Origin of the sequence: Pseudoalteromonas rubra (genome assembly GCF_005887115.1) — a bacterium.
Lineage (GTDB): Bacteria > Pseudomonadota > Gammaproteobacteria > Enterobacterales > Alteromonadaceae > Pseudoalteromonas > Pseudoalteromonas rubra_F.
Map to the genome: position 1 here is coordinate 144860 of NZ_PNCJ01000015.1, position 18582 is coordinate 163441.

Here is an 18582-nt window from a genome sequence, read left to right on the forward strand (position 1 = left end):
TGACGCTGTCTGTGATTTAGCAGACAGCGCTCTTTTGGAAGGTTCAGCTAAACCAATTCAAAGGGCGCACAGGCTGTGCCCTGGTGATATTTCAGCTGCCATTTATCACCCTCTAACACCCAGACCGAGCAACGCTGCGCAAAATCAGACGCCTTGCCCGCTTTATCGACCAGCGCAGATTGGTAACGTAATAAATGTACGCCCGGAGCCAATTCATTGCAGTGATAATTTTGCGAATGCACGCTCAACTTTGACGGCGTTTCGCTGCCCATCATGGCAACAATAGAATCTAAGTTGTAACAGGTGCCCGACATACCCACCTCAGAAAAATCGACATGTAACAGGCGCTCTATGGCTGCGCGGTTTTGCCTTGTTTCATACTGGTGTAACGCTATTTCCTGTGCAATTAACTTTTCCATATTGCTGCCTTGTGTACTCACCTCACCTGTTTACTCAATAACATAGTTTAAGCACTGCGGGTAAAATTTTGGCTTACATCGGAGAAAAAGCACAGGCACAGGATCATGCCAGTCAACATGGCTTCAACCGCAAACAGTGCGTTTTGAGCACTGGATGACACAAAAAAGTCTGTACCAAAGAACCCGAGTAAGTACACTGCGGGCATACTAACAGCGTAAACCCAACGTCCAATGTTAGAAAAGATAAGTAAAGACACACTAGCAGCTAATCCTGCAACAGCAAGCACACTGGCAATCCAGTCAAGTGACGTCAATGCTGTTTTCTGAGTATGCGCCTCATATTCGGCTAGCAATGGAGGTAAATCTTGCGGACTCAGAATTGCCTGAATGAGGGTAATAACCAGGGTCAACCAACTCACAAGTACTATCGTCCTGAAAACACCCACACTCATATTGCATCCTCTGCGTATTCTGTTTTTCTACAATTCAGTGGATTATAAAGAAAACCCAAAACAGGTCCAGCATTGGTTTTATCAATGGTTTAATACACCAAACTGAAATACAGGTATAAACACAACCAGACAGTGGCCTTATCTCCGCTGCCTTCACAGAATTGAGCCCTGAACAAGGCGGTTCAGGGCCTGAAACTCAAGATTGCAATAGCAGCTTACTCTTCAAAAACATGCACATAACCATCCAGGTCCGGCACAATCACTTTGCCATAGCCAACCGCTGGTGCACCATAGACGCCACCGTGCACAAACCCGTCAATAGCTTTGGGCTGATACTGCCATTGCTGCTGGCCGGTCTGACCATCTACAGCAAAGAAGCCGCGCTTGGTCTCATACCAGCCGGGTTCATCATGGCCTGTCGCACCGATATACACAGTGCCATTGCTCACAACCGGCTGCCCCCAACTCCAGCCTCCGGTTTCAAATTGCCAGATCAGGTTACCACTTCGGGCATGAAACTTATTGAGTAAGTTGGAATCTGAGCTGCCGATATAAAAGTGTTCACCATCTGCGGCGGCTGTTGCCGATGACTCAACCCAGGAACCGCCCGGATACGCTTGTTGCCATAGCAGCGCACCACTGTTTGGGTCCAGTCCATACAGATGGGTGTCCCGAGAGCCTATCACCAGCACATCGTCCACCACCAGTGGGCTGGAAGTCAGTGCCCCCTTGGTTTCATATTGCCAAACCCGTTCACCACTTTGTGCGTTCAGGGCATACACCGAGCCATCCCAGCTGCTGACAAACACTAAGCCGTTGTAATGTGCTGGTGTGGTACGAATTTTACCCTGGGTTTTAAAGTGCCAAAGGACCTCACCAGAAAATCGCGAAAGCGCATAAAGCTGACCATCGCCACTACCAATAAAGACTTTATCGCCGTGGACCAGCGCACTGGACTTGGTATAGTCAAACTCCCATGGCGCATGATTAGCCGGTAAAATGCGCTCTACATCCGCATCATTTAAGCTGGTGCGCCATAATAACTTCCCCTGCCAGCGATTGAGCGCATAAAGATAACCATCATCGCTGCTTACAAAGATCTGATGATTTTTTATAGTCGGCTTTGAACGCACCAGGCCACCCGTTTTAAACGACCAGGCGAGTTTGGGTCGGTCAATATTCAGGGCATAAAGGTGGCCATCATCACTACCAAAATATGCGGTGTGGTCGCGCAGCGTAATGCCCCCCCAGTTTTCTCCTTTCACCTGATAACTAAACAGATAATCGCCACTGGCAGCAAGTGCAGTCTGAGCGACATCATGGCTGAGCCCGGCAAGCAGTAAACTGGCCAGTCCAAATTGTTGAAGTGTTTTTACTGAGTTCATGGTGTTCTCCTTATGTGGTTTGCAGTCACACTGGAACACAGCACGTACGAAAGTCCTGAAAGTACTCTGAAACATTCTTAAGGATCCTTAACCCTAATTATTTAGTTTTCAAACTGACTAACGAAATAATGTTAGGTCACTGTTTTTAATACTTTTAATTTTTATTCTACAGCTCCAAACCACTTATCAATGACAAAAATATGAAATTATTTATACAACTTCACATTCTTTGCGCATTTCCTTTCTAGCTTTAAAAACAGCGAAGCAGCCAGCTGCTTTGAGTACATTTTGGCACCGTTTCACGACACATCAGACCTGTGAACAGAGTTCTGGGAGCAGTACTAAAACGGGCAACGCCACAGAAGGAATATTGAAATGAACGATTTAACAACCAAACAACATACACTGAATGCGTTTAAATCACGTGTTATCTCACAACTGGGCTGCCACGAGCTGGTTCATGAGCAATTGCAAATTGCGAACGACAGTGTACTGAATCCCGACACCCTGAAATACCACATTGGGGGCTTGTTTCATCTGCAAGGAGATCTTTGCGCACAAGACCTGGTCAAACAGGTTACTTTAGTGTTTAACCACCTGTGTGGCGAAAGCGAGCTGGATCTGGATATGACACAGACACTTGCCGATCAGGCACAGGCCCGGGCATTTGCTGAGCAATTTAAACAATGCCCGTTTGAACTAACGCATGGAGCACTGGTACGCATTGCACTGAGACGCGCGGCACAGGGAGGCTACTTTTTGGTGTTGGTTGCCCACCATATTCTACTCGACGGGCTCAGCCTTTACCGGCTGTTTTGCAAAGCGCTGGCGATGCTATCTATGTCGGTTGACGAGATCACCACCGAACTGGCTCAGATGCGTTATCATAATACGCACAAGTACTCGGCCCACCATCTGGCATTCTGGCAGACATACCTGCAAGACTTACCCGATTTTATGTTTGACTATACTCCGCCATCGCAGGCAGGCACACAGACACTAAGCGCACACTTTTCGGTGCCCAATACCCAGATACATGCGCTGCAAAGTCTGTGTCAGCAACACAATGTGGGCTTTCATGTTTACATTGCCCATCTGCTGGGTGAATTCTATCAGCATCATTTTAAGCAGTCCGTGGTGGTTGGGTATGCGCTCAATAATCAGCGCCGAGACCAGCACAGCTATGGCATGTCATCCAAAGTACTACCACAGATAGTGCCGCCAGCCGGGCAAAACTTTATCGATTCTGTCAAGTCGCTACAATCCGACTTTAACCAGCTGTTTCGTAAAAGTCAGGTACCGATTGGTGAAATCAATCACTGTGCTGCTGTATCGGCCAGTGCCCGCAATTTAGTGTTTGATGTCATGATCAACTACCTCAACCCCGGCGCTTTGCTGGATGATATAGACGGGGTCGAGCTTAACAGTGAAATGCTGGTGCAATCCGATCACACTCATCCGGTGTCTGTTAACTTAGTATATAACGAGCACAGTGGCATGGAAGTCATGCTCAGTGCCAATCCAGCTTACGTGACACCAGCACACCTGCAGAAACTGAGCGTACTACTGGAAAAAGCACTGCGTCAGGGCGCACAGCAGGCACTGCAATTTGGTCAATCCCATGAAATCCCAGCGCTGAATGAATGGCAATTTATACGTGGCAAACGTCACCCGTTGAGCGTTTCTGATTTGCCTGGTCGGGTGATCCGCTGTACTGCAAACAATACGCCAGAGGCCGTGGCGATCCGCGACCATCATGGCAAACAGTATAACTATCAATGGCTTCATTCACGCCAACAAAAGATTGCCCATTGGTTGCTTGCCAATACGTTAGCCCAGCAAAACGTCGCTGTGGTTATGGAGCATACTGCCGATATGGTTGCAACCATGCTCGCCTGCCTGAACACGGGCCGGGTGATAGTGCCGGTTAACGCCGATGCTGAGGTCAGCTATGTCGAAGACATACTTACCCGTGCCAAAGCAGCGTGTGCAATTGTGGACAACCCACACTGGGCGAGCGCACTTAGCCAGTTTAACGTTGCCACCATAGAGTCTGTCTGCGAGCAGCAAAACAGCGCAGGCGCTCAGTTACATAATCACGCTGTGTGTCTGGATTCACTTGCTTATCTGGTCTTTAGCTCCGGTACCACCGGTGTGCCCAAAGGTATTATGCTGGCACAGCGCACACTGGCAAATCTGTGCCTGCATCACCGTCTTGATCCCAACTTGTCTGCTCCAGCACACGTGCTGAACACCACAGCTCTCGGTTTTGATGTCGCCATCCAGACCATACTCACTACACTGTGCTGTGGGGGCACTTTGCATCTCACCACCTCAAATGTGCGCAAAGAAGCGGCCAATATTCTCGATAATGTCGTCAACAATCAGATCTCCAGACTGATAGTCACCCCCAGTTTGCTGCATATACTGGCTGCTCAGGCGACCTTTAATGAAAACCCATTTAACATGCTGAATCAGATCATTGTATCCGGCGAACAAATGGTGATGAGCGAGCAGGTACGTACCTTCTTACAGAATTCTGGCGCCACTTTAATCAATCAATACGGGCCCGCCGAAACCCACGTGGTTACTCAGCACAGCCTCTATGATTTGGCCTCGCTGGCCAACGGCGATGCGGTGCCCATAGGTCGACCTATTTGTAATGTCAGACTGGCGATGCATCGAAGCAGCAACCTGAACAGCGACAATCAGGGAGTATTGTACATCGGCGGTCCCAGTGTAGCACTTGAATATATCCAGGCTCCTCAGCTCAGCGCCGAGCGATTTGTCCACTTGCCCGCACCTGCACACGCATCGCTGTTTTTTAATAGCCGGGATCGTGTTATCAGATTGTCAGGGGACAGACTATTATTCAGCGGCCGGGAGGACGACTCGGTTAAAGTACGCGGCCGTTTTGTAAACCTTAAAACGGTGGAAAAACGACTCATGGCCATAGCAGATGTCGCCGATGCCTGCGCGACCACTTACCGTAGTCATGGTGTGATGAGGCTGATTGCCTTTGTGACCTCTACCGGCAATGAGCACGACCTGTCATCTTTGAGTATTCGCCAAAAACTCCTTGATAGCGCACCAAACTGGCTGGTGCCAGATACCTTAGTGCCCACTGGCACTTTCCCCAGAACCGCTAATGGCAAGGTCGATACCAGGCGTTTGCTGGCCGAGTTTGAAAACAAACAACACGCTCTGACTTCGACTGACACAGAGCAGTCCAGCCAGAAAAGTCTCATTGAGCAACAAGTGCTGGCCGTACTGGCACAAAAATGCAGTGTTCACCCACGTACCCTTGAGGAAGACTTGCGCACCTGTGGCATGGATTCGCTCAGTATCATCATCTATCTGACCCATTTGTCGGAGACCTTTGGGCTGCAACTTAATACCGATGACTTTATCGCCAACCCAAGTGTGGCAACTATCTCTGCCTATATTCAAACAGCCCGGGTCACCTCGCCAACCTCTGTTGCACCGGGTCAAAAGGTCAAAAAGTTGGGCAAAGATCATGCACCGGCAACCTTCACTCAGACAAACATTTTTCGTCAGTGGCAACAGGGCAACCTGTACAATATGTTTCAGTGTTTTGCCGTTCAGGGCACAGTATGCCCAAAGCGAATGCACCTGGCCTTTGCGCAGCTGGTCGAGAGCACCCAACTGTTTAATAGCCGCTTTGAAATGCGTGGCGATACCCTGTGGTGTTGCAACAATGGCACCGACGTATTAAATCCGTTCGAGCACATCGACCTGAGCCACCTCAGCTCACAAGCGGCCCAGAATATGCTCGAGTTGCGCTGTAGTGAACAAAAAAGCCATCGCTTTGCATTGGAGCAGGGCGAGCTGATCCATGTGCAACTCCTTACTCTGCCAAATAATCAGCAATATCTGCTGCTGAATATTCATCACATCATTACCGATGCGGTCTCAAACATTAATATCATCAGCGCGCTAAAGCGATACTATGATCAACAAGCAGAACAGACACCACACACGCAATTGGTAGACTTCTTTGATTATGCCTGGGAAGAGCAACGTTTCTTCGGTGCCGCTGAAGGTAAGCAGATTGTCAGCGACTACCAAAAAGCGCTGGCGCAGTATTCACCCTACCCTAAATTCCGGCATTTGAATGGTGCACTCTGGACACCGTCGCTGTATCGGACGCAATCCTGTACCCTGGTAGATTTCTTTAGCCAATCAGCTGTGCATACGGGCGTAAGTCAGATCCAATCCCTGGTAGGCGCAATATGTCAGGTCTTTTCAGGTTACCTGATGACACCCGAGATCCTCATGGCGGTCACCTTTACCGGACGGACTTCAAGAGAAACACGCGATATGATAGGCCCGCTTTACAAAGTGGCTCCGTTGTTGGTCAAACCCGATGAGGCACATGACTTTAAAGCGTCCGTCGCCTCGGGGGTGGCCAAAATCTATAATGAATGTGTGCCTGAGTTCACTCAGGTTATTGCACAGTCGTCGCTAAGCGAATATTTACCCTACTTTAAGCTCAATTACATTACCAATAGCAATCAGCTACTGGCGCTCGACTTTGATGGTTTTACGCTACAACCCGAAGATCATGGCGATCAGGAAGATGTGATCAAAAACATGGGGGTCTCACGTCGGGTGCCGCTGAATATCGTCGCAGTGCAATCGGGCGAAAACCTGGTCATGAACTGGCACTACGTGGAAGGTGCTTTGTCCGACACTATGATATCAAGCATGATAACCGGCTTTTCTGAGTTACTGAGTATCACTGAGCAAAAGGCGCCACTGAAACGCTATGGGGAGTAGCCTAGATAGCCTAACCCACTCCGCAGCCCTTGGCTCTACAACTCCCATCATTAATCAGCCCGGCTTTCACGCCGGGCGCACTGCTCATTAAAATTGAACTGTTGCAGGCGTGGTCATTCAAGCTGCCCACGCTGGTAACTTAAACCTCATGTACCACTCTGGTTGTTGCTTTCAGTTGACCCTCAGCAATTTTATAAAAGGCCAGAGCCGCAAACGATGTCAGCGTGGTCAGCACAAACAGCATCACGCCGCTCGACAGGTCCAGTACCATTCCTCCTAAAATGGGCGCGAAAGCGTAGCCTAGCGAGCACAGGCCTGCTGCTCCGAAATAACTGGCTTTGAGATTATCGGGGGCCAGCCTGTCTATATACACATTGATATTACTGAACATAATCGCCTCGCTCAAGCTAAGCACTATCATTGCTGTGATCCAGCCCCAAGTATTGTGGACATCATTAAAGGCCATCATTATTTGTGATACCACCAAAATGGCGCCACCCAGATATAGACGATATTCCAGACGCCAGTTTCTCATGATATGCAGCAGCGGAAACTGACATACAATAATGACGCACGAATTGGTAATGATCACGGCAGAGATCAACCAGGCAAGTTCAGGGACTTCTGCTCGGGTAAGATACTGTACCAGGCTGGTATCGCATTGCGCATACACAAAGTACACTAAAGTTGTAGCCAACAGTACCACCAGAAAAGCCCGATCTTTATTGAGTATTTTCAGCCAGTTAGAAAAGTTAGGTACTGATTGGGGTGTCGTCGAAGAGACTGGCTTTGAGGGCCGGAAATACAGCAGTGCCACCAACAAACCCAGATATGATATCGCGGTATAAATAAAGCTAAACTGCTCTCCATTGAGGCCTGCCCATAAGCCATAAAGCGGTCCTAACGCCGCGCCTACATTGACCAGAAAATACAGTAAATGTAGCGCCAGCTCCCGATCTTTAGGATTTACTAGCTCTTCGGTTAACAAAGCTTTGCTGGGGGCTTCCCACAAGGTGCGAGGCAGACAAGCCAGAAACACCGCCACAGAGAATAACCACAATGAATTGGCCAGTGCCAGCATTGCAAAGGAAATCACCCCAACAACCACAGCAATATAAAGCATCTTGGTACGGCCAAAGCGATCCGCCAGATTGCCCGTGTAAAACCCTAAGAAGACCGCCAAAGTCGCTGAACCAGTCAGCAACAACCCAACTTCAGTGGCACTCAATCCATAACTTTCGTACAACATCACTGCCAGAAACGGCCACACCATATAATAACTGGCCCGCACAAAGAAATTGCCGATCAACATCACCCAGACCAGTGGCGTGAATCGCGATAGCTGAGCTGGTAAACTACTTATATCCATACTTTTCCCTATTATCGTTCTTTTTGTGATGGCCAGACTAATTCCTCAAGTTAAGTTTAGGTCAAGCTTAACCTTGTCTGTTATACACTTAATTTCATCATATCATCGCGCAAGATTGTGCAAACAATAATAAATTCACACAGCAACACAGCCATACACAAAAAATGCGGCCATCAAAGCCGCACTGGTTGGGAATCATTCAGTATAAGCAAGCACATTACAGCGAGTAAGTTGCGCTCAATGCTTTGGCAATAAATTCTGCTTTGTTCAGACCTTGCTGACTGATGACAATGTCTGGCTGTACCGGCGTCATTTGTTGCTTGCCAGACGGACGGTCCAGAATAAAGCGAGGTGTAACGGCGCGGATACCTGTGTGTTTGAGCGTCAGAAATTGGATCCCCCCACTTTGCGAGCTACGCCCGCCTGTCGGAGTGCCCACCAGGGTTGCAAAACTATAGTCCTGAATAGTATTGGCAAACAACACTGAAGATGAATAAGTCAGGGGACCCGTCAATACACTGACCTTACCGTTAAACAACAAACCAGGATCCGTTTCAGGCTCAGTCATTTTTGTCAGTTCCCCTGATAACACTGAGCCGACGACCTCACCCGGGTCGCGGTATTTTTCCAAAATCCTGACCTGATAAGTCGAGCCATGACGATATGGAGTGGTAGCAATATACTTCAAAATGCCCTGTTTCCAGTACACATCATCTCCGCCAGTATTGTCAGAAATATCAATCATCAGGTGCTTAGTCTGTGCTTTATTCAGTCGTTCGAATGTCTCAGCCATAAATTGGAAATATGCATCCGGTTCATCCCAGCCAAACTGCTTGATGGTCAGCAAAGCCTGCTGATTGTCGAGCAACTTAAGATTAAAATTATCGTCGAAGGTGCGCTGCTTAATGCTTACTGGTGCCTTGTTGAGTGCAGCAACACGCACAGACTCACCTGCTCCGTCTGTTTGAAACTTTAGCGTAAATGCGTTTTTTATGCCGTACATTAAACGATACGTCATGGCAAAGCGACGAGTCAGTAATGCGCTGCGAAAAGCAACATTGTCGCCCTCTATGCGCTGCAGCAAAGTCGCAACCACCTCAGTTACAGGAATCCCATTGATCTCTTGAATGTATTTGCCATCATGAGCAGACGGTGCCCCACCCAATTCACTCACCACTTTGAGCCCCCGGTCACTTAACGCAACTTCAAAAGGAAACAATTTAGCGCCCTGCGCCACCCATTGTCGCCATTGCGTATTGGTACCGTCACCAATACTCAGGTGGCCATCTGCCATCATGCTATTGAGGCTGGCAAACTCACGCCATATCTGCTCGCCAGTCATCGGTTTATTCAGCCTGTCACGCAATGTATCGATTCGCTCATAGAATCCGTCAATATCCTGAATACTGTGCGTCAGATCCGGGTGCGTAGTATGTACCCAGTGAACCCACTGATTGATGTCGGCCTGGATTGCTTCTGCACTGTACACTGCAGAGAAATGCCCGAGTGTTTCATCTGCTTTTGCAGCTTGCGTTCCACAAAGCACCATCAGGGCACCGGCTAGTGACGTTCCAAGCAAGCGTTTCAGCGAGCTGCTCAATGTTTCGCTCTTAGGTTTAACTACCTGAGTCGAGAAGTAAGAAGTATTAAAGTTCATGTCTGTATCCTTTGCGCTATGGTTTTTGTTTTGCGGTCACTCATATTCACTTTCATATACAGAGCAGTTTGCATGCCAAAAATAAACCAATAACAATCAACAAGATACAAACAAACCTAATCCAACCGGACGGACACCGGACAGTCCGCGGACAGCACATCCTGTACCTATTTTGTTGAGTGCTTTTTCGTCATCCTGTAGAATGTCGCCGGATTTTTCATGGAGAATTTGAATGCAGTATCTGATTATTGGCATGCTTTTTATAATGGGCGTAATGAAGCAGGCCCAAGCACAAGTAGATGTCAGCCAGCTCAGCGTCTACAAAGTTGCTGAGCATGAATATATAAATTATGAGGCCTCGGGCGGGGTATCAAAAATTGCAGGGAACACCCTATTTAGGGAAGGCAGAGAAGGCAACACCCTCTATCATGTTGATAGCCAGGACATCACTTTTAAACGCCAGTATCCTAAGTCGCATTTTGTTGAACCGACAAACATTATTATGGAGTACGAGCTATCTGACGATGGTAAAAAGCTGCTCTCGATTGACAAAGCCAATGAAGTTGCAAAAATCTGGCAGATCAATGCCGACTTTTCGTTAGAGTTATTATCTGAGATTGGCTTTAACAAGCCGCCTGAGGAAATGAGATTTGTCGACGAAGCCTTTCAGGATGGTCATTATATTTTGTACGGCCAGAGAGAAGATGGCACCTTTGTCCGCAAAGTATTTGCCTGGGATCAAGCTAACAATCGCTTTTCACAGCACAGCCGTTTAACCTTCAATAACGCAACCCCGTCTCATGAGCTTGAATTTCACAGCTATCCAGAACAGGGGCTGATGGTCGCAGTCTCTCCAGAAACACTCTACCTGTATCAGGAAAGTGGCCAGGGGTTTGAACTTAAGCTGGAACAGGGTTTTGAGTTTTTCAGCCATAACCGTATTGTAACCAAATTGGACACCATCAATAACCGTTTATTGGTACATTACTGGAAAGAAACCATCACGTTAGAGCTGGACACAAACAACAGCGTCACAGCAGTCACTACACTGCCCCATGAGTCTTTGTTTGGGCTTGACATCACCGTGCATAATTTACACCAGACAGCGGATCGTTTAATCGCTCAGACTCTGGGCTGCTTACATACACTAAGCTTAAACGACACCAATACCTATACCGCTACAGAATTGGAATGTAATCCATCGGTCTACAATATCAGTGATATCAGCGCGGACGGTAGCAAGTTACTTATGCCTAACAGGGGTCTTAATGTCGTTGATATTAAAAATATTAATGATATTAAAAGGATAACCCGGCCGCTAGAGCAGGGGCGCATCAAATCACCGGGTAACAGCCAAATGAATCTTCCTTTGGGGGAACACAGCAGCCTAAGTTACAATGGCACCTTACTCACCCACAGCCATTTAACGCCTGAGCAAGGCCAAACCTTTGTATCTGACAGCCCGCTAGAGAGTCCACTCACCCCCGAATGTAGATACCAATGCAAAGCATGGCTGACCTTGGGTAAAGAAGTGGTGGCATTGCATAACGACCAGTTTACCCGTTACAGTGTAAGCGATGAAGAGGAAACACTAAGCACACTCAGTGGTACACTCACTTTGAGCAACAGTGGGTCTCTGGGTATTTGGTTCAAAGCCATTGCATTGAACGAGACAGAATTCATGCTGACTGACGGCAATTCCCTGTCTGTCTTTACTAAAACCCAGACAGGGTATGTCCATAAATTCACTCAAAACATTGATATTGAGTTTGATTATTACGGCTATACCGACGTCGACTTTTTATACCAAAATAACCAGTTGAATTTGTTCGACAGAGACAACAAGCAACTGGTGCGCTATAACTACACAGGCGATGAGCTCACATACGACACGACCATACCTTTTGGTCCACTCGACTCCGGAGATATCTTCGACAGAAACTTGTCGACTTATATGCTCAATGATCGCCTGATTGTTGAAACTCAGCGCGGTTACCAGTACATCCGGGCGATCAAAATATTTAGAATCGAAAAAAACACCCTCATTGAAGAAGACAGTTTGCCGGGCACATTGCTTGCGCCGCCGCACGCACTCAGTGGAACACAGATGATGCTTTTAACCGACCAGGGTGACGACAAGATCTTTGTGTTTGACTCATCAGTTGATGACTCCCTGATTGAATTGGGTGACTACAACGGTTACAAGGGCAGTTATACACCAAAGGGTCAACTACTGCATTTTTATGGCCAGGGCAGTGTCTTTGTCAGTAAAGTCCTGCAACCCATTACCGACACACTGGACATCACCACCTTGCAAGGGGTTAAAGCGGAGTTTGACCTCAACGAGCTGTTTAACGCCTCTTTACATGGCAAGCTAACGTTTTCAGCAGAAAATTTACCAGCCGGTCTCACCCTGTCGGCACAAGGCCTGATGCGCTTTGACGGCACAGTTACGTATGACACCAATATCACGGTTAATGTGCTCGATGGTCATCAGCGAACTGCAACCTTTTCAGTGCATAATACCTTTATGCCAGGTCCCGAAGCCAAAGACAGCCTGCTTATTGAGATGACTCAGAATGAATCTTACACGGTAGACCTGAAAACACTGGTCGCAGATGCATTGGCTGTGACGGTCAACCACGCTGAAGGAGACATGACCTTGTCAGGCTCAACAATCACAATAACTTTCTATGAACCCGGCTTATATCAACTTCCTTTCAGTGCAGTCAACGTGCATGGCGCCGTAGCCACCCATGTGCTGAAATTTAACGTTTCAAAACAAACAGGCAACTCTAATTCTGACTCTGAAAAAGAACCTGACGTTGGCGCACAGGATAGTAGTAACGGTGGAGATACAGAGACGACAACCGATGGTAATACAAGTTCAAACACGGGCAACACAAAGAGCACAACCAACACCAGTAACACCGCCAAAAACGATGGTGGGTCAGGCGGTAGCATGGCCTGGCTACTGATGGCAATGACGCTGCTGTTGCCAAAGCGCAATCGTTTCAGACGGGTGCATTAACTCGGTTCTGACTATGTAAAAAGGCGCAAAAAGGCGCCTTTTTAATTTTATCGGGCAATAATACCCAACCGTCGAACAAAATGCTGATAAGACGGATACTGGTACAAAGGGGTAAAAACCGGGTCTACCGCCGACCACACCACAGCCTGCTGACGCCGGTCTAACGCCTGCTCAAGATAAGCAACAGCCATCTGGGGCTCGCCCGCCATTACCGCATAACGCGCCAGTGACATAGGCGGCGTGTAATGGCCAATCTCTGCGCGCAATGGATCTTCATGCAACAACCAGCGATATACACCGGATAAGCCATCGCGGGCAAATGCAGACTCAACCTGCGCCATTAGGGATGGGCTGTAACCTGCATCCTGCATCACCCACTGCATCTGGGCAAATGCTTTATCGTATTCGCCCAGCTGCTCGTAAACCGTGCGCAAACAGGTATGATAAAAACGGCTGGTGTCGCTATACGGCTGTAACTTAAGCAAAGCTTCCAGCGCTGCTTCATGGCGCTGACTCATGGTATAGACCCAGGCGACACTCTCACTGGAATAACCATTCGGATCCAGCAATCTGTATTGCTCAATATGTTCAAGCGCGCCCTGAAAATCCCCCGTCGCCATTAAAAACTGACCAAACCAGAGGTGCCCCTCCGCATGTCCCAAGGCAGCTTTGAAATAGCGCCGGGCAGCCTGCGGCTCAAAGTCTATCAATAAGTATAATTGCGCCATCAACAAATTAGCTTTTAAGTGCTCCGGTGTTTTGGCCAATACGGACTGTAACAATGTGTGGGCACGGCTGCGATGATGTGGATTGCGCTGCGGGTCTTCCTGCAACTGACGTAAATACGCATCAGCCAGCCAGACTTTAGGCTCAATCAAATCTGAGCGGGTCAGCGTTAATTGCTGCAATAAAGCAATACTCTGCCCAATAGATTCGGCCTGATTATTCAGTAAGTAGCGAGCCTTTTGAAAGTTTTCAGATTGCTCAGGTGACATAGGAACGGGATCAGAGAGCATGTTAAACTGACTGCCAAGCAAAGCGGCCCCCAGTAATAATATTGCGCTACACAGCATCAGAGAACTTGAAAAAACGGACTTATCTGCGCCTATTTGTGGACCAACCCAGCGATAGCCAACACCTGTAATGGTTTTGATATAGCTGGGCTGTTTAACATTATCGCCCAATAGTTTACGCAGGCCAGTGACAGTGACATAGATGGCATCTTCACTGACCACTCTGCCCGGCCATAAAGTAGTAAAGATCTGTTCTTTAGTCACATCCGTGTTGGCATTGTCCATCAGTAACATCAGCAGCGCATACTGTTTATCATCTAGCGAGACAACTCGCTGACCACTGTACAACTGCTGATGCTGATGATTTAGAACCCAATCTGGTTTAGCAATAATGTTGACTGTCGCCATCCCGGCAGCCTCTGATAGAACCCTCTCTGGAAACAGATAATAAAGTAAACTTTTTGTGAAGTCTCGTACCGATTGCCTCTCTATGCATCGCTATTTCGTTCGGCGGGCAAATCACTCAGATATTCAACAAATTCCACCTCAAACCCGGCAGGGTCAATAAAATAAACATTCTTACGATGGGGGTGTTGCGCACCGTCTTTATCAACGGGGTACCCGGCCTGATTCAATCGAGTAATCACCGCGTCAATGGACTGTACTACATAAGCAAAATGCGCCAGCCCCACTGAATGACCCGTTAGTTCCCGGTTGACACCCTCACCGTGGTCGCTAAAAGCAATGTAATGGTAATCGTCGCCAAAATGCAGCCAGTTTCTGGGTTTACCATGCCAGCTTCCCTGCCCTTCACTGCGCACACGCCAATGGGGAAAAGCCGCCTGATAAAAGTGCAGGGCCTGTTCGATGTCATCGACAACTAAATTTACATGTTCAAGATACATAAAACGTCTCCTTATTTAACACTCATGGTGGCATTGAAAATACGTAATAACTTCGCCGTAAATGGCGTGGGGGTGAATATGGATACTGGCATAACCTGGCTCCTTCTTATGATGTGCAGCCAAGATAAAACCTCAAGTTAAGTTGTGGTAAAGCACTTTTTGAATTTCTTTGTTACAGACTACGCCGGGGATAATTCACCAGCCCAACTTGAATATTGTATAAAATATATTAAATTAAAGTTGCCTCTGGTTGTTTTTTATACAGAGGTGCTCTGCTCGATACACAGGATGCAGTATACAGAGTATTTATCCTTCTGTTTTATAGAGATAAATGCGCATTACATCCCACCGTCGACGGACAAAGACACCATCGCTCACATGAGCGCTAATACAACATATGTAAAGGAAACAACTATGAATCTGATTAAGCACAGTTGGTGCATACCACTGCTTGCCTTACTTACTGGCCCGGCCCTCGCGGCTCAGCTTGAAGACAAATGTGCCTCATCGGCCCCTTTTACAGGCAGAACCTTGCAAAATGGAGAGACAGTCTGTGTGCCAGCAGGCTCACGCAGTTACCTGAGCGTAGCAAATGTCAATCGTTATGATAGCGTTGCCATCAGCACGGGTTATGGCACTGGTGATTTGAACTTGTACGCCAGAAGTGGCGGCTGGCCAAGACTGGATGGCAGCGACCCCAGCTCCACTGCCCCCGGTAATGCTCAGTGTATCGTATTAAGTCGCCCTGCATCTTATTGGGGCTACATTACACTGGATGGCAATCACAGCGGCAGCTCTATTGTGGTCGACTTAGGTGCCACGTCCTGCCGCACTGCCGATACCACAGAGCCTCCAACGGAGCCACCCGGTGGCAACGACGGGTATCCGTATGATCACGTCAATATTCAGGTGTATCGCTTTCAGTTTAGCGACACACCATTAGATTGGCCGACTATGGAAAGCGATATGCAGGGGGTGACCACTTACTACGACCAGCAATCCTATGGGCGTTTCAATGTCACCTATGACACCAGCACACCTGTCATAAATATTAACCAACCAAAGAGCACGTACGATAACGACTTTCATGGCTGGACTGCCATGTGGAAAAGTAAGATCCGGGCCCTGGGTATCGATCCGGATGCACCCGGCAACGCACAAGTTGTAATGATGGTTGCCCCTCAGGTCGGCAACTTTAACTCCAGCGCCGCGCCCCCGAGCATTTCTCTGTACCACCACACAACTGGGGTAGTTGCTCATGAGTTGGGACATGCATTGGGGCTGCGTCACGCAAAAGCCATTGAAGCAGGTCCGGGTAAAGTGATTGGTGTCGGTGATTACGACACAGAAAGTCTGAATTATGGCAATGTGTACAGCATGATGGGCATGGGCGCACACTCTTTACAGGCTTACAACCTCTTGTATAAACACTATTTTGGCTGGCTGAATGACAGTGAAGTACCCGTCATCAACGCCTCGGGTACCTATCGAATTTACGCCTTTGATCAGGGTGCGAATAACCGCGGCTACATTGGCCTTAGACTAAAGTCTGGTGACGGCAAATACACATACTGGCTGGAATATCGTACCTCTCACGATCGCTACACCAAAACGCTAAACGGTGTACTTATCAACCTGCAAGGCTATTTTGAAAATGAAAGCGACGAGCGTTTTTGGAAAACCACCTCTTATTTGCTGGACATGACACCAGGTTCGAAAACACCTGGCTGGTGGGGCGATGACCAAACTGACTCAGAGCTGGTCATTGGCAAAAGCTACACCGATCATTGGGGCGGATTCACCATTACACCTACTCAAAAAGGCGGTACGCCCGGAACACCCGATGCCTGGATAGAAGTTCAGGTAGACCTCAAGTAACTCTGACGCACACAACAGCAGGGTTTACGCCTGCTGTTGTATCATGCCGACTTCGCGACATATATAAGAAACGCCATCAGGTCCAAACAATGAGTACAAACATGGGCCTCAGCAAAACACCCGTCGTTCCTAAAAAAATAACAACTGCAATCAGTGTTAACCAGTGTTAATATTTTTGAAAACACATTAAGGTAGTATTCGTGAAAAACTACAGCCAGGATTTGCTATGAAACCACTTTATTTAGTCGCAGCACTCACTTTGGTGTTGTCCGGATGCCAGTCGACCAGCTCGCAGAGTATTAATTCGGCTGATGCCGCGCCGGCCAATTTGACTGTTGTGATAGACAATGTCACCAGCGAACAAGGGCAGTTGATCGTGACCTTACACGACAACAGTGAGAGCTTTCATTCAGACGATAACATCAACGACACAGACAGCAGATACTTCCGCAGCCAGGTGGTTTCACCCAGTATGCCGAGCACAACCGTCACGTTTGAAGGGATCCCCTCAGGCCGTTACGCTATCAATGTAGTACATGACGAGGATAAAGACGGCGGGCTGGATCGCATGGTGTTTCCTTTTTTAGGTATGCCCAGCGAGCCCTACGCTCTGTCGAATAATATTTATGACACCTTTAGTAAAGGCGACTTTGAAGACGCCTTGATAACAGTTCAGACGCCAGGCAGTGAAGTACATCTGACACTGGCAACTCATCTTAATAAGATAAGCGGGCTGTAACGCTATCTTTATTGCTTGCGCTGGTGCAGTCAGTTGGTTTTTTTGGCGCCAAGCTGTTGCTGATTACACTCGCCGAGCAAAGCACATATCAGTATTGGTGCCCCTGTCGGCTGCACAAGACAAGATAAGATGTTTAGGACACTCTGTATTGCTGCAACATTAGTTAGGCTGCTAAATAAAGCACTGAGCACACTCCGTTGCAGATGACTGAACAGACAAAGCCCCTCTTCCGTGATTTCGACGCCTATTGTCAGCGCAAACATTCGTTCAAAGCTTATTTTACAGCGTATTTTCTGAGCTGCTATGACGCCCTATCGCGGCTATTTAACGCAACGAAAACGAGCGCTAAAGGTGCCCAATAGGTATCATATCAGTGTAAATGGGCCTCGGCAGTGAGATAGTGATGAATAAACAGGTCGACTAAGCCGGCCAAGGTACCCAAATTAGCTCTACCCATTGACTAGAAATACTGATTCGATTGCTCATCAATAGAGGTGGCCATGTTATTTTGTGGTGCTCAGTAACTTTCAGGCCCACTACCATAACCAATTTTAGTAAGCTGCAACTTACAGTTTTAGTTATTCAACGCTCCCAGTCACAAATAAGGCCCAATAAAACCCATCATGATCCCCCCCAGCCGGGGAGTAATAGACCTCCAGTACAAGCTCCGTATGCAGACTGAATAACTTAATACACCTGGCTGTGAAATTTTTTTCTCTTTTTTTTGGTTCATTTTTTTATTGTGTATTGTGCAGTGATAGCAATGGGTCCGACAACCGCAGGGAAATTCCAACACCTGCGCGCTACTAAGTGGCGCTATTTTGACCAATTCATTTTAGGGACAACTTTTACACAAGTTCCCGACATTTGTCGCGAAATTGTACACAAATTCCACATTGAATAATCTGAAACCTGAAAATAAAGCTTTTACTCT

At 47.7% G+C, this 18582-nt stretch carries 11 protein-coding genes; 4 read left to right on the forward strand and 7 right to left on the reverse strand.

The window, feature by feature from the left end:
• Nucleotides 1–47: 47 nt before the first annotated feature.
• The 3 genes from CWB98_RS11370 to CWB98_RS11380 form a co-directional block, all read right to left on the reverse strand.
• Nucleotides 48–419 carry a DUF4440 domain-containing protein gene (locus CWB98_RS11370; RefSeq protein WP_138544988.1) on the reverse strand — a complete coding sequence of 124 codons (372 nt, stop codon included), beginning with the start codon at nucleotides 417–419 and terminating at the stop codon, nucleotides 48–50.
• A 47-nt stretch (nucleotides 420–466) separates the two neighbouring features.
• Nucleotides 467–871: a hypothetical protein gene (locus tag CWB98_RS11375; protein WP_138544989.1), complete on the reverse strand. Its 405-nt coding sequence runs from the start codon at nucleotides 869–871 to the stop codon at nucleotides 467–469.
• A 215-nt stretch (nucleotides 872–1086) separates the two neighbouring features.
• Nucleotides 1087–2256, reverse strand: a complete 1170-nt coding sequence (locus CWB98_RS11380) for a PQQ-binding-like beta-propeller repeat protein (RefSeq protein ID WP_171045632.1) — start codon at nucleotides 2254–2256, stop codon at nucleotides 1087–1089.
• Nucleotides 2257–2631: 375 nt separating this feature from the next.
• Here CWB98_RS11380 and CWB98_RS11385 point away from each other — a divergent pair, with 375 nt between their 5' ends.
• The gene (locus tag CWB98_RS11385; RefSeq protein ID WP_138544991.1) at nucleotides 2632–7056 is read left to right on the forward strand and encodes an AMP-binding protein; all 4425 of its coding nucleotides are present in this window, start codon (nucleotides 2632–2634) and stop codon (nucleotides 7054–7056) included.
• 139 nt (nucleotides 7057–7195) lie between these two features.
• On the opposite strand, the gene CWB98_RS11390 is transcribed toward CWB98_RS11385, so the two are convergent.
• Nucleotides 7196–8425, reverse strand: coding sequence for an MDR family MFS transporter (locus CWB98_RS11390; RefSeq protein WP_138544992.1), 1230 nt, complete (start codon nucleotides 8423–8425; stop codon nucleotides 7196–7198).
• A 217-nt stretch (nucleotides 8426–8642) separates the two neighbouring features.
• The gene (locus CWB98_RS11395; RefSeq protein WP_138544993.1) at nucleotides 8643–10082 is read right to left on the reverse strand and encodes a S41 family peptidase; all 1440 of its coding nucleotides are present in this window, start codon (nucleotides 10080–10082) and stop codon (nucleotides 8643–8645) included.
• Between the two features lie 232 nt (nucleotides 10083–10314).
• Between CWB98_RS11395 and CWB98_RS11400 the strand changes: the two genes are divergently transcribed.
• Nucleotides 10315–13113 (forward strand): hypothetical protein, encoded by a 2799-nt coding sequence (locus tag CWB98_RS11400; protein ID WP_138544994.1) that lies wholly within the window; start codon nucleotides 10315–10317, stop codon nucleotides 13111–13113.
• 47 nt (nucleotides 13114–13160) lie between these two features.
• Here the strand turns inward: CWB98_RS11400 and CWB98_RS11405 are convergent, their stop codons facing one another.
• The gene (locus tag CWB98_RS11405; protein ID WP_138544995.1) at nucleotides 13161–14534 is read right to left on the reverse strand and encodes a winged helix-turn-helix domain-containing protein; all 1374 of its coding nucleotides are present in this window, start codon (nucleotides 14532–14534) and stop codon (nucleotides 13161–13163) included.
• 80 nt (nucleotides 14535–14614) lie between these two features.
• Nucleotides 14615–15031 carry a VOC family protein gene (locus CWB98_RS11410; RefSeq protein ID WP_138544996.1) on the reverse strand — a complete coding sequence of 139 codons (417 nt, stop codon included), beginning with the start codon at nucleotides 15029–15031 and terminating at the stop codon, nucleotides 14615–14617.
• A 414-nt stretch (nucleotides 15032–15445) separates the two neighbouring features.
• On the opposite strand from CWB98_RS11410, the gene CWB98_RS11415 reads away from it, so the two are divergent.
• Both CWB98_RS11415 and CWB98_RS11420 read left to right on the forward strand, forming a co-directional pair.
• Nucleotides 15446–16909 carry a collagenase gene (locus CWB98_RS11415; protein WP_138544997.1) on the forward strand — a complete coding sequence of 488 codons (1464 nt, stop codon included), beginning with the start codon at nucleotides 15446–15448 and terminating at the stop codon, nucleotides 16907–16909.
• Between the two features lie 226 nt (nucleotides 16910–17135).
• Nucleotides 17136–17648, forward strand: a complete 513-nt coding sequence (locus tag CWB98_RS11420; RefSeq protein WP_138544998.1) for a DUF2141 domain-containing protein — start codon at nucleotides 17136–17138, stop codon at nucleotides 17646–17648.
• The last annotated feature ends 934 nt before the right edge of the window (nucleotides 17649–18582 follow it).

Coding starts and splice junctions, on each gene's coding strand:
- CWB98_RS11370 (WP_138544988.1), bottom strand. CDS start 419: ATGGAAAAGTTAATTGCACAGGAAATAGCGTTACACCAGTATGAAACA.
- CWB98_RS11375 (WP_138544989.1), bottom strand. CDS start 871: ATGAGTGTGGGTGTTTTCAGGACGATAGTACTTGTGAGTTGGTTGACC.
- CWB98_RS11380 (WP_171045632.1), bottom strand. CDS start 2,256: ATGAACTCAGTAAAAACACTTCAACAATTTGGACTGGCCAGTTTACTG.
- CWB98_RS11385 (WP_138544991.1), top strand. CDS start 2,632: ATGAACGATTTAACAACCAAACAACATACACTGAATGCGTTTAAATCA.
- CWB98_RS11390 (WP_138544992.1), bottom strand. CDS start 8,425: ATGGATATAAGTAGTTTACCAGCTCAGCTATCGCGATTCACGCCACTG.
- CWB98_RS11395 (WP_138544993.1), bottom strand. CDS start 10,082: ATGAACTTTAATACTTCTTACTTCTCGACTCAGGTAGTTAAACCTAAG.
- CWB98_RS11400 (WP_138544994.1), top strand. CDS start 10,315: ATGCAGTATCTGATTATTGGCATGCTTTTTATAATGGGCGTAATGAAG.
- CWB98_RS11405 (WP_138544995.1), bottom strand. CDS start 14,534: ATGGCGACAGTCAACATTATTGCTAAACCAGATTGGGTTCTAAATCAT.
- CWB98_RS11410 (WP_138544996.1), bottom strand. CDS start 15,031: ATGTATCTTGAACATGTAAATTTAGTTGTCGATGACATCGAACAGGCC.
- CWB98_RS11415 (WP_138544997.1), top strand. CDS start 15,446: ATGAATCTGATTAAGCACAGTTGGTGCATACCACTGCTTGCCTTACTT.
- CWB98_RS11420 (WP_138544998.1), top strand. CDS start 17,136: ATGAAACCACTTTATTTAGTCGCAGCACTCACTTTGGTGTTGTCCGGA.